This is a genomic window from Flavobacterium sp. 38, from assembly GCF_057799715.1.
This window is the reverse complement of sequence record NZ_JBYNWZ010000003.1, coordinates 397,117-413,277: the sequence shown is the minus strand read 5'-3', so window position 1 is coordinate 413,277 and position 16,161 is coordinate 397,117. Positions and strand designations below refer to the sequence as shown.

Genomic DNA, 16,161 nt, shown 5'->3' with positions numbered 1-16,161 from the left:
ATAGGCGAAGCAATTTCACGAATTACGCTAATTTTTTATTTAATGCTGAATAATGTTTAGCCACAGATTTCCCAGATTAAAAGGATTTCTTTTCTCTAAAATTCAATTAAAAAATCTTTTTAATCCTTTTAATCTGTGGCAAATAAAAATTCGAGAATTCGTGGCTAAAAAAAAACATTATTTCAAAAAGTCAACCATAGCGTCGTTTACTATTTTTGATTGATCTATAGAAAGAAAATGTCCAGCATCTTTTATGACTCTGGTTTCGCTGTTGACTAAATATTTCTTTGCTCTTTCGATGCTTTCTTCGCCATTAATAACATCATGATCGCCAATTAAAATCAAAACGGGATTTTGGATGGATTCTAATTCTTTCTCGGAAAAAGGCATCATTTTCAGCATACTCGAATTTGATTTGGCATATTTATTTGCTAAATAAAATTGCCTTTTGTAAAGCGGACTTATTTTTTCGGGATGTGTTGAAAATGTGGTTAAGGTTTTTCCGAATTTCTTTTCACTCGGAAAAAGTTTTAGCATCAAAGCCGAACTTGTTTTTCCAATTTTATCAATAAATTTAAAAGTCTGCGCGGGACTCAATAAAACAATTCTATTTATCGAATTTCCTTTTTGAGTGGCTAACAAAGTGGCAACCCAGCCTCCGCGGGAAGCGGCAACAATATCAAATTTCTTCAATTGATAATGGTCGAAAATTTCGTTGTACCATTTCACGATTTCGTTAGCAGAAGGAGAGATTCCAGTAAAAATGGAGTTTCTTGTATAAACGGATTTATTGGGTTCCATTAAAAAATCGATAGCATAAACGCGATGATTTTTGGCTAAAGCTTTAATGTTAGGATACCACATTGTCGAGCTGGCATCCATTCCGTGAAGTAAAACCAGTTTTTTCCCGTTTTTAGGGCCTGCAATAACAACATGAGCAGTTCCTAAATCAGTTTTTACATCTTCTTCGGTGTAGGGAACATCCCAAAGTTTAAGCGCATTATTGTAAGCCTTTCTATAAGATTCTTTGTCTTTTTTGGTTTTAAAGCTGTAATCGCTAAATTTTTGTGTCGAAGAACAACTGACAAATAAAAATAAAACCGCAATTTTTAGAGCAGATTTAAGCATGATAGTGAATTAGATTTATACCTAAAATTACTTCAGATGAAGATTTAAGGTGTCATATAATTTTAGTTTAAACTATCAAAATTTTAAGGTCTATTCCTTTTTCGAAGAGAGATAATAGATCTGCACAAAAGCCAAAATAGCATTAGGAATAATAACTGGCCAAAGCCATTGATTGAAATCTCGATAATCATTTAGAAAAATGCCATAAATGACAAAGCAGATACAGCCAAACATATTAATGAACCGAATTGCTCTAAGGTTTTTAAGCAAGAAACCGCCAACAATAAAAACAGACGCGAGATAACCAATATATTCTGCCATAATCTTGATTTTAAAATGTTTACAATAAATGTAACAAAAGGAAATTATAAAATCAAGGTTTAGGTTTGGAAATCAGGTTTTTAAAATTAATGGAAGTGCTTTTTAATTTATTTCTTTTTCCAATTTTCAATTTCTTTTTTCATTTGATTGTGAGTAAGAAAATTTCCATTTTGAATGTCTTCTTCAGCTTTTGCTAAATCGCTATTATATTCTTCTAAAGAAGATTTTTTAGTGGTTAATTTCCAAGAATTTCGTTGAGAATCATTCAAAAAACTCCAAGCGACAATGCGACTATTTTTTTGCCCTTGTGCCATCTCAATTGTTTTAACAGAAACAGCATTTACTTTCTTCAAGGTTTTATAAATAGCGGGAAGATTTTCTTTTTTTGATACCAAAGTTGTAAACCAGAGACATTGCGATTTGTAATGTGCACTTTCATAAATCATTTGCGTTATAAAAGCGATTTCACCACCATTGCACCATAATTCGTTGCTTTGTCCTCCAAAATTTAAAACGGGAGCATTTATTTTTTTGTCTTTCGGATTAAGGTTTTTGATTTTTCTTAAAGAACCTTTAGCTGCTTCTTCTGCAGAGGCATGGAAGGGCGGATTACACATGGTAAAAGAAAATCGGTCTTCTGGAATTATAATATTTTTGAAGATGAATCGAGGTTCTGTTTGTTGCTGTAAACTTATAGAATCTATAAGATGCGGATTTGCTTCAATAATTTTACCGCAATTTTCGATTGCTTTTTTATCTATATCGGTAGCAACAAAGCTCCAATTGTATATTGAGTTTCCTAATATCGGATAGATCATATTTACACCTGTTCCGATATCTAGACCTAAAACGGTAGCGTTATTCGGAATTACGCCATTGTTTGTTTCTGCTAATAAATCGGCGATGTAGTGAATATAGTCTGCACGGCCGGGAATAGGAGGGCAGAGATAATGCAAAGGAATATTCCAAAAGCCAATATTATAATAAGTTTTGAGTAAAGCTTTATTTAGGACTTTTACTGCTTTTGGATCGCTAAAATCAATTGTTTCAATTTGGTATTTGTTGATTGAAACATATTCTTTTAACTCAGGACAATTTGAAATAAGAAGCTCAAAATCATAACGGGAACGATGAAGATTTCTTGGATGTAAATTGCTTTTTTCTAAATTGTCGTTTGCTTTCATTTTGTTTGATTTCGATTGCAAAGATAGGTATTCCATTTTTGGAATTAGAATTCCGTAGGAATGGTCTATATTTTGTAGCAACGGATTTTAATCCGTTGAATTTGATTGATGATATTCAGATGAGTTCCATAGGATTGATTTATTCTTGAAGATATGTGCCGAACCTCTGGTTCTCAAAATTGTGGATGTATATCATTATACTTCGGATTAAAATCCGAGGCTACAAAATTATTCGAGCGGATGGCTCTTTTTTAATCAAAACACTCCATTAAAAGCAAATCTCCGTCTGAATGAGTAATAGAAACAATTCCATCTTTTTCGACAGAATTACTGCTTCCGGTTCTGTAGCCCATAGTGAGCGTATCGTTGTTTAATTGGTATTTTAAATTGGTAGACGAAATTCCGTTTACAACGCCAATCGGAATAAGAGAAATTGGCGTATTTGCGGTATACCATTTCTCAAATTTTGTTGGCAGAAGGAATATTTTAGAATGATCGTCTAAAATGACGATTTTAAGCAAATTTCGATATCTCACAATATTGGTAAGATTGGTAATCGTATGGTCGGCGCGTCTTCCGGTTGCCCAAACTACATTTACGGCTGGAATTTTTCTTTCGATTAAATAATCAAAAGCCTTTTCTAAATCGGTTTTGTCTTGATCGGGAGTATGGACAATTTCTATCGGAAATTGAGAAGTTTTGTAAATTTCTGGATCGAAACCACGGTCAAAATCTCCCAACAAAACATCGACTTTGATGCCTAATTCAATCACTCTTTCTATAGCCGAATCTAAAACCACAACCAACGGAGACCATTCTAACAACTGTCCTAATAATTCAGGATCGCAGGCGGCGCCGTTTGCAATTATTAAAGCGGGTTCTTGATCGTCGCGGACTATATGATGTGATGACATGTACGTTTTTTTGAATGAAGTGCAAAGTTAATGAGATAATTGGGAAATTAGATAATTAGATAATGTAAAGCAATCAAGAATCTAAAATCTAAAATCTACAATCTACAATCTACAATCTGCAATCTAAAATCTAAAATCTAAAATCTGCATTCTAAAATCAGAAATCTAGAAGTCTTCTGTGATAGTTGATTTGTCCTAAATGATAAGCTAAATGTGTTGAAAGATGAATAAGGAAGAAACCAGTTGTCATTTCTTTTTCAAAAACAATCTGCGGGTAAATCTGTTCTAAATCTTTTTCAGTTAGTAAATCTAAAGCGTTATTGACAACTTCAATTGTGCTTTCGATTTTAGAAATTAATTCCGTTTTTGGAATGTCTTTTAAAGAAAATTCCAGAGGACGATTTCGCACGTAACCCGTTTTTCCTATTTCTGCGCCAATGTAGGTGTTTAGATTTCCAATTAAATGCAGACATAGATTTCCCGCCGAATTCGAAATGTTTTTATCGACTGCCCAAATTTGTTTTTCGAATTCGTAAGATTCAATTTCAAATTTTAGTTTGTTTAAATCTCTATTAAAAAGTGATTGTAAGGTTTGTATTGACATTGTGATATTTGATTAATTATAAAAAAAGTAGAGGCAGAGAAGTGTTAATACAGTTCCCATAAGCGAACTGATAAAAACAAACGAATTATTTCGCGTTTGTTTGGTTATGAGTTTAATAGTGAGGTAGCAAATAAAATATACGGCTACTATTGGATAGTATATAAATCTTCCAAATAGATTAATTATGAAAGCGTAGAACATCAAGCTGATTATAATTCCTACTGTCATTCCAATTAGACTTCCATAAATTGTTTTTTGATTAATTAATTGCTCTATCGCTTAAAATTGCTTGATACTCATTGAATTTTGAGTTAACTAATTTATCTAATTCGTCGGAATCTAGTATATCTGATTTTATAAATTGTTTTATAAAGTCCAAATCGGAATAATCATAACACAAGTCATAGACTTCTTTTGTTATTCTCTGTATTTCTTTTTTATTGATTTTATTAGATTCTAGCATTGATAAAAAAGCATCAATTCCTCCTCTGTTATCAATTTCAAAAAGAATTTCCTTGCTGGCCTTTCCAGAGTAATCAATCATACTTATGTAGGCTTCCTCAAGATCTTTATCGGAATAATTTTTATAATTCATTCGATATCGGATTTTCTAATTATCTCTCTTTTTTATCGGAATCCAGATTTCTTCTTCAGAATTCGCGTCATCTTTTTTATATTTTTCATTCATAACAGCAAAATGCGGTCTATTGTCTACGGTATATTCAGAATTTGGAAGCCATTCTGCAAAAATGTAATGATAGGTTTTGTGCGCGTCTGAAGCTGGTCCTAAATGAAGAAAAACGGCATATAAACCATCGGGAACAACTAAGGTTTGCATTCCTTCTGGAATACTTTCGTAATCTGAAACTTCTACGGCAGCCCATTTTTGGAAATTGTCATTAGGATCAAAATTATCAAAATGGTCTTCTGCATATACTTCTAAAGAATACAAATTAGCGCCAATTGCATTTTTTATTTCTTTTCGGTGTGGCATAAAACCGCTCCATAATTGAAAAGTTTTATTCTCAATAAAAGACATTTCTATAAAATGCCCAAGGAGTTTTTTCTCGGTTAAGTTTTTGATTATCGGTCGCATGATTATTCGATTTTGTACTTTTTTGTACTGGTTTCGCTTAAGGAAAAATATCCAAGCGGATAATTATCTTTTGTAGTTACATTGACCATATTTCCTTTTACGGTTGCTGGCGGAGACTGAAAAGGTCCTCCAAAATTGCTTCCGGCAATGCTAACTAAGATACTCATATAATTATAATATTGTTTTGAAATTCCGTAATGCGTTATTTCGATTTCATTTCCAATTTCTAAATCCTCATCGTCTGAAATACTGAAGAATTCATTGCCATTAAAAAATTTATCCTCATCTACATAAAAGATCGATTTGACTTTATTCGGATATAAGTATTTATACAAATAGTAATTTTCTGCATCGGCAGGATCATTATAAAACGCTTTTATTTCGATATCTTTCCCAGTAAAACCGCCTTGATTATTTTGGTCTATTCGCGTGATGGGCGCTATTGATTTTAAAGTTTCAGTTCCGATATATCTACTTCCTCTGCTAATTATAGTTAAAGTATATTCTTCGTCAATAACAGGTTTAAAATTGCTGCAGGCATATTGCCCAGTCTTTTTAATTTCGATAAAATTAAATCTCTCTTTGTGACTGTCTTCTATATAAATAATGGCGCCAGAAACGGTTGGAATTACGTTTTCAAAATATCCCGTTGTAGTCGTCAGCGTTATGGTCTGGTCATTTCCTTTTGTACCTTTTTCCCAATTGATAGCAGCTTCGATCACCAATTTTGGAGGAGCTGTATCCAAATCAACATCAACAACTTCTTCGCAGCTTATGAAGAGTAGCGATGTGAAAAATGCGATTAAAAAAACTAATTTTTTCATATTTATATTTTTAGTTTTTAATTGATTTTTTTAGAATTTGAAATTATAACTTACCGCTGGAACTATTCCGAAAATGGATGTTTTAATGGCTTCATTTACACCTGTATCGACATTTTGACGAAAGTTGATTGAGGCAGCATTCATACGATTGTAAACGTTGTAAATGCTGAAAACCCATTCGCCTTTCCAATTTCTATCTTTATTTTTTGTTGGTGTTAAAGTTGCAGAAATATCCAAATGATGATAAGCAGGAAGTCTGTTCTCATTTCGAAGACCGTAACTTGGCACCGTGATTCCTAAATATTCGTATTGGCCATTTGGATAAGTAACAGGCTGTCCTGACTGCAAAGCAAAGTTAGCACCAAATGACCATTTTTCATTTAAATTGTATGCCGATGTTATGGCTAAATTATGAGTTTTATCATAAGCCGAAGCGTACCAATTACCGTTATTAATTCCGATTTCTTCTGGAGTTCTGCCAGGAGTTTGCTGTTCTGATTTGGAAATCGTATATGAAATCCATCCGTTAAATTTGCCTTTATTTTTCTTAATCATTAATTCTAAACCATACGAACGCATTTGACCATTTAAAATCACCTGCTCAATGGCATTATTGGCAATTAAATCGGCTCCGTCAATATAATCTAATCGGTTTTGTATTTTCTTGTAATACGTTTCGACTTCTAGCGAATAAGCGCCATTATAAATATTTCTAAAATACCCGACAGCTCCCTGATCTGCAAGCTGAGGTTTGATGTAATTGTCACTTGGCATCCAGACGTCTAGCGGAGTAGGAGATGAGGTGTTAGAAATTAATTGGAGATACTGCGCCATTCTGTTGTAGCTGGCTTTTATGGCTTGATCTTCATTTAATTGGTAAGAAATAGAAAAACGAGGCTCAAAATTATCGTAGCTTTGAATGACTTTATTTTTGCTAAAATACTGTGTCGAAGTTGGAGTTCCTTTTTCGTAAATCTGCATATTGCTATTATAGACAACTGCTTGATTATTATCATAATAATTAATAGTAGAAGCACCCAATCTATAAAATAAACTGTAGCGCAATCCGTAAGCGACAGTAATTTTTTTAGAAAGTTGACTTTCTGCATCCAAATAAACAGAAGGTTCAAAAGCGTATTTTTTATCCAATTGATCTGGATTAATTCCTGAATCTTCACTAGAAGGTTTAATCGTTCCGGGATTGAATTGATAATAAATTCCGTTTACGCCATAATTCAGTTTTAATTTATCTGAAAGATAATGTTTGAAATCGTATTTAATATTATAGTTTTTAATTCCAGAATCCCATTTGAATCCCACAAAATCAAGATCTAAACCGTAATAATAATCGCTGTAAATTAAAGAAAGATTGGAAAACAGTTTGTCGGAATATAAATGATTCCATCTAAAATTTAAAGTAGAATTTCCGTAAGTATTGGTGAAGCTTTTATTTAATCTGAAAACATCTCGGCCAAAATAACCCGATAAGTAAAGGCTGTTATTATCGTTGAGTTTATAGCTCAATTTGGTATTTAAATCATAAAAATAAGCGGCATTATTTTTATTGTCTTCAGAGAGTTTCAAAAAAAGATGCGCATAAGAAGCTCTTCCGCCAATTAAGAAAGAACCTTTGTCTTTTACAATCGGGCCTTCAGCCAGCAGACGGCTTGAAATTAATCCAATTCCGCCATTCATGTGAAAGTCTTTACTGCTGCCGTCTTTTTGATAAATTTCTAAAACAGAAGAAGCTCTTCCACCGTAACGCGCCGGAATTCCACCTTTGTATAGTTTTAAATCTTTAATAGCATCAGGATTAAAAACAGAAAAGAATCCGAAAACGTGAGATGAATTAAAAATTGTGGCTTCATCTAATAGAATCAGGTTCTGATCGGCACCTCCTCCGCGAACATTGAATCCAGAAGCGCCTTCGCCTGCATTGGTAACGCCTGGAAGCAATAAAATGGATTTTATAACATCAACTTCTCCTAAAACGACAGGCATTTTTTTTATGGTCGAAATAGACAGTTTGTTCACGCTCATTTCTGGCGATTTGATATTTATTTTGCCTTTATTTTCGGCAATGACTACCTCTTGAAGTTCTTCTCCGCCTTCTTTTATCGAGAAATTGTTTTTTGTATTCTGATTTAAAACAATATTTTTTAGAATGGTTTGGTAACCTACATAGCTGATTTCAATTTCGTATTCTCCTTTTGGAGCAGAAAGAGAATAAAAGCCGTATTCGTTTGTTGTGGTTCCTATTTTTAAAGATGGAATAAAGATATTTACTCCAATCAAAGTTTCGTTGTTTTTGCTATCGCTGATTGTTCCGCTTAGAGTGAATTTTTCCTGAGCAAATGAAGTGAAAATCGTTAAAATAAAAAGAAAAAATGTGCAGGTATTTTTTGTAATCATTATATTGATTTTGATTTACATAGTTAACAAATTCTTACTACATATTCTTACGGAACTTTTGTTAAACATAAGTTAAGAAAAAAAAGGACAACCTTGTGAGTTGTCCTTTTGTTTATTTAGAAATACAGTTGTATTCTGAATTATTTGATTTTAGCAACAATAGCGTTGAAAGTTTCACTTGGACGCATTGCTTTGCTTACTAACTCAGGAGTTGGCTGGTAGTAACCTCCAATGTTCTGAGCTTTTCCTTGAGCAGCAATTAATTCGGCATCGATTTTAGTTTCGTTAGCTTCAAATTCAGCAGCAATAGGCGCGAATATCGCTTGTAATTCAGCATCTTTAGTTTGAGCAGCTAATGCCTGAGCCCAGTAGAATGCTAAATAGAAGTGAGAACCACGGTTGTCAATCTGACCAACTTTACGAGCTGGAGATTTATCGTTTGCTAAGAATTTATCGTTAGCCTGATCTAAAGTTTCAGATAAAACAATTGCTTTAGAATTGTCTAAAGTCTGTCCTAAATGCTCTAAAGAAGCACCAAGAGCTAAAAATTCTCCAAGAGAATCCCAACGTAAATATCCTTCTTCTGTAAATTGCTCAACGTGTTTTGGAGCAGAACCTCCAGCACCAGTTTCGAACAATCCGCCACCGTTCATTAAAGGAACGATAGAAAGCATTTTAGCAGAAGTTCCTAATTCTAAAATTGGGAATAAATCTGTTAAGTAGTCACGTAACACGTTTCCAGTTACAGAGATAGTATCTAAACCTTTGATGATTCTGTCTAAAGTAAATTCTGTAGCAGCAACTGGGTTTAAGATTCTGATATCTAAGTTAGTTGTATCGTAATCTTTAAGGTATTTTTGAACTTTTACGATCAATTCTCTATCGTGTGCTCTGTTTTCGTCCAACCAGAAAACAGCAGGAGTACTTGATAAACGAGCTCTGTTTACAGCCAATTTAACCCAGTCTTGGATAGGAGCGTCTTTTGCCTGACACATTCTGAAAATATCGTTAGTTTCTACGTTTTGTTCCATTAAAACAGTTCCGTTCGCATCAACTACGCGAACAACTCCGTCTCCTTTAATTTGGAAAGTTTTGTCGTGAGATCCGTATTCTTCTGCTTTTTGAGCCATTAATCCAACGTTAGGAACACTTCCCATTGTTTTAGGATCAAAAGCACCGTGTTTTTTACAGAAGTCAATTGTTGCAGTATAAACTCCAGCGTAAGAACGATCTGGAATAACAGCAAATGTATCTTGAGCTTTTCCTTCTTTGTTCCACATTTGTCCAGAAGTACGGATCATTGCAGGCATAGAAGCATCAACAATTACGTCAGATGGAACGTGTAAGTTTGTAATTCCTTTATCAGAATTAACCATTGCTAAAGCAGGTCCGTTTGCAATTGCTTGATCAATAGCAGCTTCAACTTCTGCTTGCTCAGGTCTTCCAGCAATTTTAGCGTAGATATCGCCTAAACCGTTTCTAGTATCAACGTTTAATTCAGTAAATAAAGTTGCATATTTAGTGAAAACATCTGTAAAATATACTTCAACGATAGCGCCAAAGATAATTGGGTCAGAAACTTTCATCATTGTAGCTTTCAAGTGCACAGAAAGTAAAACTCCTGCAGCTTTAGCTTCAGCAATTACATCAGCAGCAAAAGCTTTCAATTTGCTTACGCTCAAAACTGAACTGTCAATGATTTCGCCAGCTTTTAATGGAGTACTTGCTTTTAGAACAGTTGTAGTTCCGTCTTTAGCAACAAATTCGATTTTTACATCATTAGCTTCGTTTACAGTCAATGATTTTTCACTTCCGTAAAAATCACCATTGGACATAGAAGCTACTTTAGTTTTTGAGTCAGCAGACCAAGCACCCATAGAGTGCGGATTTGCTTTTGCAAAGTTTTTAACTGCTCTAGGAGCTCTACGGTCAGAGTTTCCTTCACGTAAAACTGGGTTTACAGCAGAACCTAAAACTTTTGCATATTTTGCTTTAATTTCCTTTTCAGCATCGTTTTGTGGATCTTCTGGGAAATTTGGTACGTTGTATCCGTGCGATTGTAATTCTGCAATTGCCGCTTTTAATTGCGGTACAGATGCAGAAATGTTTGGTAATTTGATAATGTTTGCTTCTGGCTGCGTTGCTAATTGGCCTAATTCTGCCAATGCATCTCCAGTTTTTTGAGCATCTGTCAAAGAATCTGGGAAGTTTGAAAGGATTCTTCCAGCCAGCGAAATATCTCTGGTTTCGATTTCAATTCCAGCTGTTGCTGTAAAAGCTTGAACAATTGGTAACAAAGAGTAAGTTGCCAATAACGGCGCCTCATCAGTTAAGGTGTAAAAAATTTTTGATTTTGTCATTTTCTTTTTTTTTTATAATCGTATCGTCAGGAGTTAACGATGTAAAAGATATATTCGGCTCAAAATGAGCGGAGCAAATATAATAAAATCACAACGAAAACGGTTGAGTTTTGAAGAGAAAAGATGAAATTAACAGATTGTTATTTCGAGCTTGTTAAATTGCTAAATTGATGATTTTGATATTAAAAAATTACGGTTTTCTTAGTGCTGAAATTAGGGCATAAAAAAAACTCGTTTCAAACAGTATGAAACGAGTTTTTTATAACATTTAGATAAATGATTATCTTCTTTTATCTTTAATCTTAGCTTTTTTACCAGTAAGTTGTCTGAAGTAGAAAATTCTAGCTCTACGAACAGCACCTTTCTTGTTGATTTCAATTTTTTGTAAAGCTGGTAAGTTAACTGGGAAGATACGCTCAACTCCAATAGCTCCAGACATTTTACGAATAGTAAAAGTTTCTGTGTTACCAGAACCTCTTCTTTGAATAACAACTCCTTTAAAAAACTGAGTTCTTGTTTTTTCACCCTCTTTAATTTCGTAGAAAACAGTGATTGTGTCTCCAGCTCCGAAATCTGGGAAATCTTTTTTAGCAACGAATTCGTCTTGAACGAATTTTAATAAATCTGCCATGATAATTTAAATTATGGTTTTTATATTAGAACAACATTCACGGATCTCGCCAGAGGTTGGTCAAATTCGGGTGCAAATGTAGGTAAAAAAAAGTAAATTCCAATAAAAATAAATTCCAAATTCCATTTTTTTTACATTTAAAATTCCAAGAAAATAAAAATTCCAAATTCCAATTGATCAGTGCATTACAAATTGGAATTTGGAATTTGAAAGATTGGAATTTAGAAAATTTATTCTAAAAGATCCGGTCTTCTATTTTTAGTATGTTCAAAAGCCATGTCTTCGCGCCATTTATCAATTTTTGCCGCATGTCCGCTGGTTAAAACTTCTGGTACTTTCCATCCTTTATAGTCTGCTGGTCTCGTATAGATTGGTCCTGATAATAAATTGTCTTGAAAACTATCTGTCAGTGCTGAGGTTTCGTCACTCAAAACACCAGGAATTAATCGGATTAAGGCATCAGACAAAACGATGGCGCCCAATTCTCCTCCAGATAAAACGTAATCTCCTATTGAAATTTCTTTTGTAATAAAATGATCTCTCACTCTTTGGTCAACACCTTTATAATGTCCGCATAAAATCATAATATTTTGGTACATCGACATTTTGTTTGCCATTTTCTGGTTTAAAGTTTCGCCGTCTGGTGACATATAAATCACTTCGTCATATTCACGCTGACTTTTCAAATGCGTGATACAATCATCGATAGGCTGAATTGTCATTACCATTCCCGCGCCTCCGCCAAAAGGATAATCGTCTACACTTTTCTGTCTGTTGGTGCTATAGTCACGAAGATTGTGAAAATGCACTTCGACCAAACCTTTATCAATGGCGCGTTTCATAATTGAGGCCTCAAACGGACTTCTTAATAATTCAGGTAAAAGAGTAATAATGTCAATTCGCATCTTTATTCGATAATTTTCTTGCGGGCAAAGATACAAATAATGCTAATCAGTCTTTTGGTAATAATTATATAACATACTTAATAAATTATGTAAAATTTAATGTTATAACTTTAGGTATTATTACATTGTTAATTATCAGTAAAATAACAACCAAAACACCAACATAAATTTAAATACTGAGTTATGAAAAAAGCAATATTAATTCCTGCGTTACTCGCGCTCTTTATTTCCTGCGCAAGTACCAGTTCAACCACTGTCGCTGTGGGAGAATCCAAATCTAAAGTGCTTAAAATCTTGGGTAATCCGGTAAGAACGTTAGATAATAATCAAAATGGTGAAATTCTAGTTTATGCAGATCAGGTTTTTACCGACGAAGGTTCGTCATCAATAGCAGGATCAAATTATTGGCGCTATAATTTTGTCTATGTAAATAAAGAAGGCAAAGTCACATCAACACGCCAAGAAAAGCAAAATTATCCGCCGCAAGCAATTGATTCGGCAAAGCAGTCAGGATTATCAGCTAACTTCTAAATATTTTTCTTAGATATTTTAAACAATTCGTATTTTTAGATTCCATTTAAAAATACGAATTGCTTATTTAATGACTTCACCAAAAATAAAAATCCTCGCTATATCTGGCAGTACAAGAAATAATTCCAGTAATTTCAAAATTCTGAAATACATTTCAAATTGCCTAAACCCTCAATTTGAAGTAGAAATATTTGAAGATTTAGATCAGCTTCCTCATTTCAATCCTGATTTAGATACCGATAATCCTCCGCAAGAAATTCTTTCCTTTAGAAATAAAATCATAAATGCTGACGGTGTTTTGATTTGCACGCCCGAATATGTGTTCAGTCTTCCGGGAAGTTTGAAAAATGCTTTAGAATGGTGCGTTTCGACAACCATTTTTTCAAACAAAAAAGCAGGTCTAATTACCGCTTCTGCCTCTGGAGAAATGGCTCATGAACAGTTGCTGTTGATTATGAAAACCCTTGAAGCTAAATTTGACAATGCAACACAGCTCCTGATTCAGGGAGTGCGCGGAAAAGTTAATGCCGATGGAGGAATTGTTTCAGAAGAGACTGAAAAAACGCTTCAAAATTTTGCTAAAAACTTTAAGAGTCAATTTTTATAATATATTTACTTTCTGAAATTTATATCATAAAATGATTAGCAGAAGAAATTTTATCGTAACCACAGGTCTTGCCACGACAGCAGTTTTGGCATCGCCATCATTTGCATTTTCTATGAATAAAAAAGAAATAGGTTTACAGCTGTATACGCTCCGCGAAGAACTTCCAAAGGATGTAAAAGGAACTTTAGAAAAAGTTGCCAAAGCAGGATATACCACTGTCGAGACATACGGTTTTTCGACCAAAGATCAGTTTTGGGGACTATCACCTCAAGAATTGAAAAAGATTCTGGACGAAAACGGCTTAAAAGCAGTAAGCGGACATTATAATTTGGGAAGCTTTTTGTATGATGGAAATACAACAGAGTTAATTGCTTCAATTGAAGCAGCTAAAATTCTAAAAAGTGAATTTCTAACAGTTCCGTGGGTCGATGAACCTTTCAGAAGAAATATAGAAGATTATAAAAAGATTGCGGCGCGCGTAAATGAAGCTGCGAAAATGTGCAAAAAAGCGGGTTTGAAACTAGCGTATCACAATCATGATTTTGAGTTTCAAAAACACGATGACGTTACAGGTTTTGAAATTTTATTGAAAGAAACCGATAAAGATCTGGTTTATTTTGAATTGGATTTATACTGGGTAATTCATTCTGAAAATGATCCTTTAAAATTGTTTAAAGAAAATCCGGGGCGTTTTAAAATGTGGCATGTAAAAGATAAAGACAAAAAAAATAATGATTTAAATACAGAAGTCGGGGCTGGAACAATAGATTTTAAACCCTTATTCGCATCCGCAAAACAATCTGGAATGATTCATTTTTTTGTAGAACAGGAAAATAATTTTGCGCTGAATTCTTTTGATTCTATAAAATCGAGCTGTGATTTTATTTCGAAAAATTTAATCTAGTTATTCTTTATGAAGAAACTTCTTTTTTTTGTTTTTGTGGTTCTTTTCGCTTGTAATTCTAAAAATGACAAGAATGATTATTTTGAAAATATTTCGGAAAATGACATTAAACTTTACCCTCCAAAACCAGGTGACTGGCTGTATTCTCACAAGGAGAGAGGGCAGACTTTTGAGCAGTTTCTCAATTCAAAACATTTAATCCCAACAAAAGAAAATAATATTATTTATCTCCAGCCAATAGGTCAATTTGATTCACTGCAATCCAAACAAATTCAATTGGTTGAGGAATATTTGGAAATATTTTTTCAATTGGAAACTAAAACGTTGAATAATGTTTCAAATGATATTATTCCGAAACATGCTAGAAGAATTGGTCCAGATGAAAACGAACAATTTTTAGCAGGATTTATTTTGGACAGCGTTTTAAAAAAAGAAAAACCAAAAAATGGAGTTGGATTAATGGCACTGACCGAAGTAGATTTGTATCCTAAGCCAGAATGGAGCTTTGTTTTTGGTCTGGCATCGTACAGGGATAGAATTGCGGTAAGTTCAATTTATAGAATGCAAGATAGAAACCTAAAAGGAGCTGATTTTAATTTATGTTTAGAAAGATTGCTGAAAATTTGTTCTCATGAAATCGGACATATGTTCGGTTTACATCATTGTATCGATGCTAATTGTGTGATGAATGGAACAAATAGTTTATCAGAAACAGACGAACATACGCTTAGATTATGTTCAAATTGTCAGAGAAAATTAAATTCAGGTATAAAATACGATAATAAAAAAAGGTTAATTGAAATAGAAAAGTATTTTAAGAGAAACAATTTGGCAAAAGGAGTTGAGTTAATGGAAAAGGATCTAGAAAGTATTCAATAAAAAAAATAAAAAAGTATGAGTTTAGGAACAAGCAAACAATTTATAAAAGGAGACGAAATTGAGTGGGAAGTAGTCGGGGAAGGAATCAAACGTAAGATTTTGGCTTTTGACGAAAGAGTAATGCTAGTAAATGTGCATTTTGAAAAAGGCGGAATTGGTACTTTACACGATCATTATCATTCGCAGGTTACGTATATCGCAAGCGGAAAATTTGATGTAACCATAAGTGGCGTAACGCAGACTTTAAAAGAAGGAGACAGTTTTTACATTCCGCCTCATGCGGTGCATGGAGTTGTTTGTCTAGAAACTGGAATGTTAACCGATGTTTTCAGCCCTGCACGCGAAGACTTTTTGAATTATTAAAAGGTTATAATTTTTAAACCATATAAGTAATATAAGAAAATAGAAGCAGTGTGTCTGCTAATGTTTTAAAATCATATAAGTTTTCGTTCTGTATTTAAATGAATTAAAATTATTTATATGGTTTATAAAGCATTTAAGTTTTACGAAAGTTTTTAAAATGAACTTACATGACTTATATGGTTTGCAAAAACATTTAGGTTTTCACGAAAGCTGTATTAAATGAACTTAAATCGCTTATATGGTTTAGAAAGCATTTGAGTTTTCACAAAGTTTTTTTTAAATGAACTTACATGACTTATATGGTTTGCAAAAACATTTAGGTTTTCACGAAAGCTGGATTTAAATGAACTTAAATCGCTTATATGGTTTAGAAAGCATTTAAGTTTTCACAAAGCTTTTTTTTAAATGAACTTACATGACTTATATGGTTTACAAAAAAATCATTTAGGTTTTCACGAAAGCCTTTTTAAATGAACTTATATGACTTATATGGTTCAA

At 33.4% G+C, this 16,161-nt stretch carries 17 protein-coding genes; 5 read left to right on the top strand and 12 right to left on the bottom strand.

The window, feature by feature from the left end; genetic code table 11:
* Positions 1 to 177: 177 nt before the first annotated feature.
* The 12 genes from AC3E9W_RS10545 to trmD all read right to left on the bottom strand — a co-directional run bounded on the left by AC3E9W_RS10545 (position 178) and on the right by trmD (position 12,379).
* The gene (locus AC3E9W_RS10545) at positions 178 to 1,128 is read right to left on the bottom strand and encodes an alpha/beta fold hydrolase (protein WP_488768309.1); all 951 of its coding nucleotides are present in this window, start codon (positions 1,126 to 1,128) and stop codon (positions 178 to 180) included.
* Between the two features lie 90 nt (positions 1,129 to 1,218).
* Positions 1,219 to 1,449 (bottom strand): uroporphyrinogen decarboxylase, encoded by a 231-nt coding sequence (locus tag AC3E9W_RS10540; protein WP_488768308.1) that lies wholly within the window; start codon positions 1,447 to 1,449, stop codon positions 1,219 to 1,221.
* A gap of 107 nt (positions 1,450 to 1,556) precedes the next feature.
* Positions 1,557 to 2,633 carry a 23S rRNA (adenine(1618)-N(6))-methyltransferase RlmF gene (gene rlmF, locus AC3E9W_RS10535; protein WP_488768414.1) on the bottom strand — a complete coding sequence of 359 codons (1,077 nt, stop codon included), beginning with the start codon at positions 2,631 to 2,633 and terminating at the stop codon, positions 1,557 to 1,559.
* Positions 2,634 to 2,884: 251 nt separating this feature from the next.
* Complete coding sequence (locus AC3E9W_RS10530) at positions 2,885 to 3,547, bottom strand: thiamine diphosphokinase (protein ID WP_488768307.1); 663 nt, start codon at positions 3,545 to 3,547, stop codon at positions 2,885 to 2,887.
* Between the two features lie 157 nt (positions 3,548 to 3,704).
* Positions 3,705 to 4,151, bottom strand: a complete 447-nt coding sequence (locus AC3E9W_RS10525; RefSeq protein ID WP_488768306.1) for a DinB family protein — start codon at positions 4,149 to 4,151, stop codon at positions 3,705 to 3,707.
* A 259-nt stretch (positions 4,152 to 4,410) separates the two neighbouring features.
* Positions 4,411 to 4,746 carry a hypothetical protein gene (locus tag AC3E9W_RS10520; protein ID WP_488768305.1) on the bottom strand — a complete coding sequence of 112 codons (336 nt, stop codon included), beginning with the start codon at positions 4,744 to 4,746 and terminating at the stop codon, positions 4,411 to 4,413.
* 15 nt (positions 4,747 to 4,761) lie between these two features.
* Positions 4,762 to 5,247 (bottom strand): GyrI-like domain-containing protein, encoded by a 486-nt coding sequence (locus AC3E9W_RS10515; RefSeq protein WP_306158721.1) that lies wholly within the window; start codon positions 5,245 to 5,247, stop codon positions 4,762 to 4,764.
* 2 nt (positions 5,248 to 5,249) lie between these two features.
* On the bottom strand, positions 5,250 to 6,071 hold the full coding sequence (locus tag AC3E9W_RS10510; protein WP_488768304.1) for a DUF4249 family protein: 822 nt from the start codon (positions 6,069 to 6,071) through the stop codon (positions 5,250 to 5,252).
* Between the two features lie 30 nt (positions 6,072 to 6,101).
* A complete protein-coding gene (locus tag AC3E9W_RS10505; protein ID WP_488768303.1) occupies positions 6,102 to 8,483 on the bottom strand; it encodes a TonB-dependent receptor in 2,382 nt (793 codons plus the stop codon).
* Between the two features lie 140 nt (positions 8,484 to 8,623).
* Positions 8,624 to 10,843 carry an NADP-dependent isocitrate dehydrogenase gene (locus tag AC3E9W_RS10500; protein ID WP_488768302.1) on the bottom strand — a complete coding sequence of 740 codons (2,220 nt, stop codon included), beginning with the start codon at positions 10,841 to 10,843 and terminating at the stop codon, positions 8,624 to 8,626.
* A 280-nt stretch (positions 10,844 to 11,123) separates the two neighbouring features.
* Positions 11,124 to 11,474: a 50S ribosomal protein L19 gene (rplS, locus tag AC3E9W_RS10495; protein ID WP_306158712.1), complete on the bottom strand. Its 351-nt coding sequence runs from the start codon at positions 11,472 to 11,474 to the stop codon at positions 11,124 to 11,126.
* Between the two features lie 230 nt (positions 11,475 to 11,704).
* Positions 11,705 to 12,379 (bottom strand): tRNA (guanosine(37)-N1)-methyltransferase TrmD, encoded by a 675-nt coding sequence (gene trmD / locus AC3E9W_RS10490; RefSeq protein ID WP_488768301.1) that lies wholly within the window; start codon positions 12,377 to 12,379, stop codon positions 11,705 to 11,707.
* 183 nt (positions 12,380 to 12,562) lie between these two features.
* Here trmD and AC3E9W_RS10485 point away from each other — a divergent pair, with 183 nt between their 5' ends.
* The 5 genes from AC3E9W_RS10485 to AC3E9W_RS10465 all read left to right on the top strand — a co-directional run bounded on the left by AC3E9W_RS10485 (position 12,563) and on the right by AC3E9W_RS10465 (position 15,663).
* Positions 12,563 to 12,910 (top strand): hypothetical protein, encoded by a 348-nt coding sequence (locus tag AC3E9W_RS10485; RefSeq protein WP_306158710.1) that lies wholly within the window; start codon positions 12,563 to 12,565, stop codon positions 12,908 to 12,910.
* A gap of 70 nt (positions 12,911 to 12,980) precedes the next feature.
* Entirely contained in the window at positions 12,981 to 13,517 is a 537-nt protein-coding gene (locus AC3E9W_RS10480) for an NADPH-dependent FMN reductase (protein WP_488768300.1), read from the top strand.
* Positions 13,518 to 13,548: 31 nt separating this feature from the next.
* Positions 13,549 to 14,421: a sugar phosphate isomerase/epimerase family protein gene (locus AC3E9W_RS10475; RefSeq protein WP_488768299.1), complete on the top strand. Its 873-nt coding sequence runs from the start codon at positions 13,549 to 13,551 to the stop codon at positions 14,419 to 14,421.
* A gap of 9 nt (positions 14,422 to 14,430) precedes the next feature.
* On the top strand, positions 14,431 to 15,300 hold the full coding sequence (locus AC3E9W_RS10470; protein WP_488768298.1) for an archaemetzincin: 870 nt from the start codon (positions 14,431 to 14,433) through the stop codon (positions 15,298 to 15,300).
* A 15-nt stretch (positions 15,301 to 15,315) separates the two neighbouring features.
* Entirely contained in the window at positions 15,316 to 15,663 is a 348-nt protein-coding gene (locus AC3E9W_RS10465) for a cupin domain-containing protein (protein WP_488768297.1), read from the top strand.
* Positions 15,664 to 16,161: the final 498 nt, after the last annotated feature.

What these genes read in the sequence shown, in the direction of transcription:
- AC3E9W_RS10470 (WP_488768298.1), top strand. Translation starts at nt 14,431, where the DNA reads ATGAAGAAACTTCTTTTTTTTGTTTTTGTGGTTCTTTTCGCTTGTAAT.
- AC3E9W_RS10480 (WP_488768300.1), top strand. Translation starts at nt 12,981, where the DNA reads ATGACTTCACCAAAAATAAAAATCCTCGCTATATCTGGCAGTACAAGA.
- AC3E9W_RS10465 (WP_488768297.1), top strand. Translation starts at nt 15,316, where the DNA reads ATGAGTTTAGGAACAAGCAAACAATTTATAAAAGGAGACGAAATTGAG.
- trmD (WP_488768301.1), bottom strand. Translation starts at nt 12,379, where the DNA reads ATGCGAATTGACATTATTACTCTTTTACCTGAATTATTAAGAAGTCCG.
- AC3E9W_RS10475 (WP_488768299.1), top strand. Translation starts at nt 13,549, where the DNA reads ATGATTAGCAGAAGAAATTTTATCGTAACCACAGGTCTTGCCACGACA.
- AC3E9W_RS10515 (WP_306158721.1), bottom strand. Translation starts at nt 5,247, where the DNA reads ATGCGACCGATAATCAAAAACTTAACCGAGAAAAAACTCCTTGGGCAT.
- AC3E9W_RS10520 (WP_488768305.1), bottom strand. Translation starts at nt 4,746, where the DNA reads ATGAATTATAAAAATTATTCCGATAAAGATCTTGAGGAAGCCTACATA.
- AC3E9W_RS10505 (WP_488768303.1), bottom strand. Translation starts at nt 8,483, where the DNA reads ATGATTACAAAAAATACCTGCACATTTTTTCTTTTTATTTTAACGATT.
- rlmF (WP_488768414.1), bottom strand. Translation starts at nt 2,633, where the DNA reads ATGAAAGCAAACGACAATTTAGAAAAAAGCAATTTACATCCAAGAAAT.
- AC3E9W_RS10525 (WP_488768306.1), bottom strand. Translation starts at nt 4,151, where the DNA reads ATGTCAATACAAACCTTACAATCACTTTTTAATAGAGATTTAAACAAA.
- rplS (WP_306158712.1), bottom strand. Translation starts at nt 11,474, where the DNA reads ATGGCAGATTTATTAAAATTCGTTCAAGACGAATTCGTTGCTAAAAAA.
- AC3E9W_RS10510 (WP_488768304.1), bottom strand. Translation starts at nt 6,071, where the DNA reads ATGAAAAAATTAGTTTTTTTAATCGCATTTTTCACATCGCTACTCTTC.
- AC3E9W_RS10485 (WP_306158710.1), top strand. Translation starts at nt 12,563, where the DNA reads ATGAAAAAAGCAATATTAATTCCTGCGTTACTCGCGCTCTTTATTTCC.
- AC3E9W_RS10500 (WP_488768302.1), bottom strand. Translation starts at nt 10,843, where the DNA reads ATGACAAAATCAAAAATTTTTTACACCTTAACTGATGAGGCGCCGTTA.
- AC3E9W_RS10540 (WP_488768308.1), bottom strand. Translation starts at nt 1,449, where the DNA reads ATGGCAGAATATATTGGTTATCTCGCGTCTGTTTTTATTGTTGGCGGT.
- AC3E9W_RS10530 (WP_488768307.1), bottom strand. Translation starts at nt 3,547, where the DNA reads ATGTCATCACATCATATAGTCCGCGACGATCAAGAACCCGCTTTAATA.
- AC3E9W_RS10545 (WP_488768309.1), bottom strand. Translation starts at nt 1,128, where the DNA reads ATGCTTAAATCTGCTCTAAAAATTGCGGTTTTATTTTTATTTGTCAGT.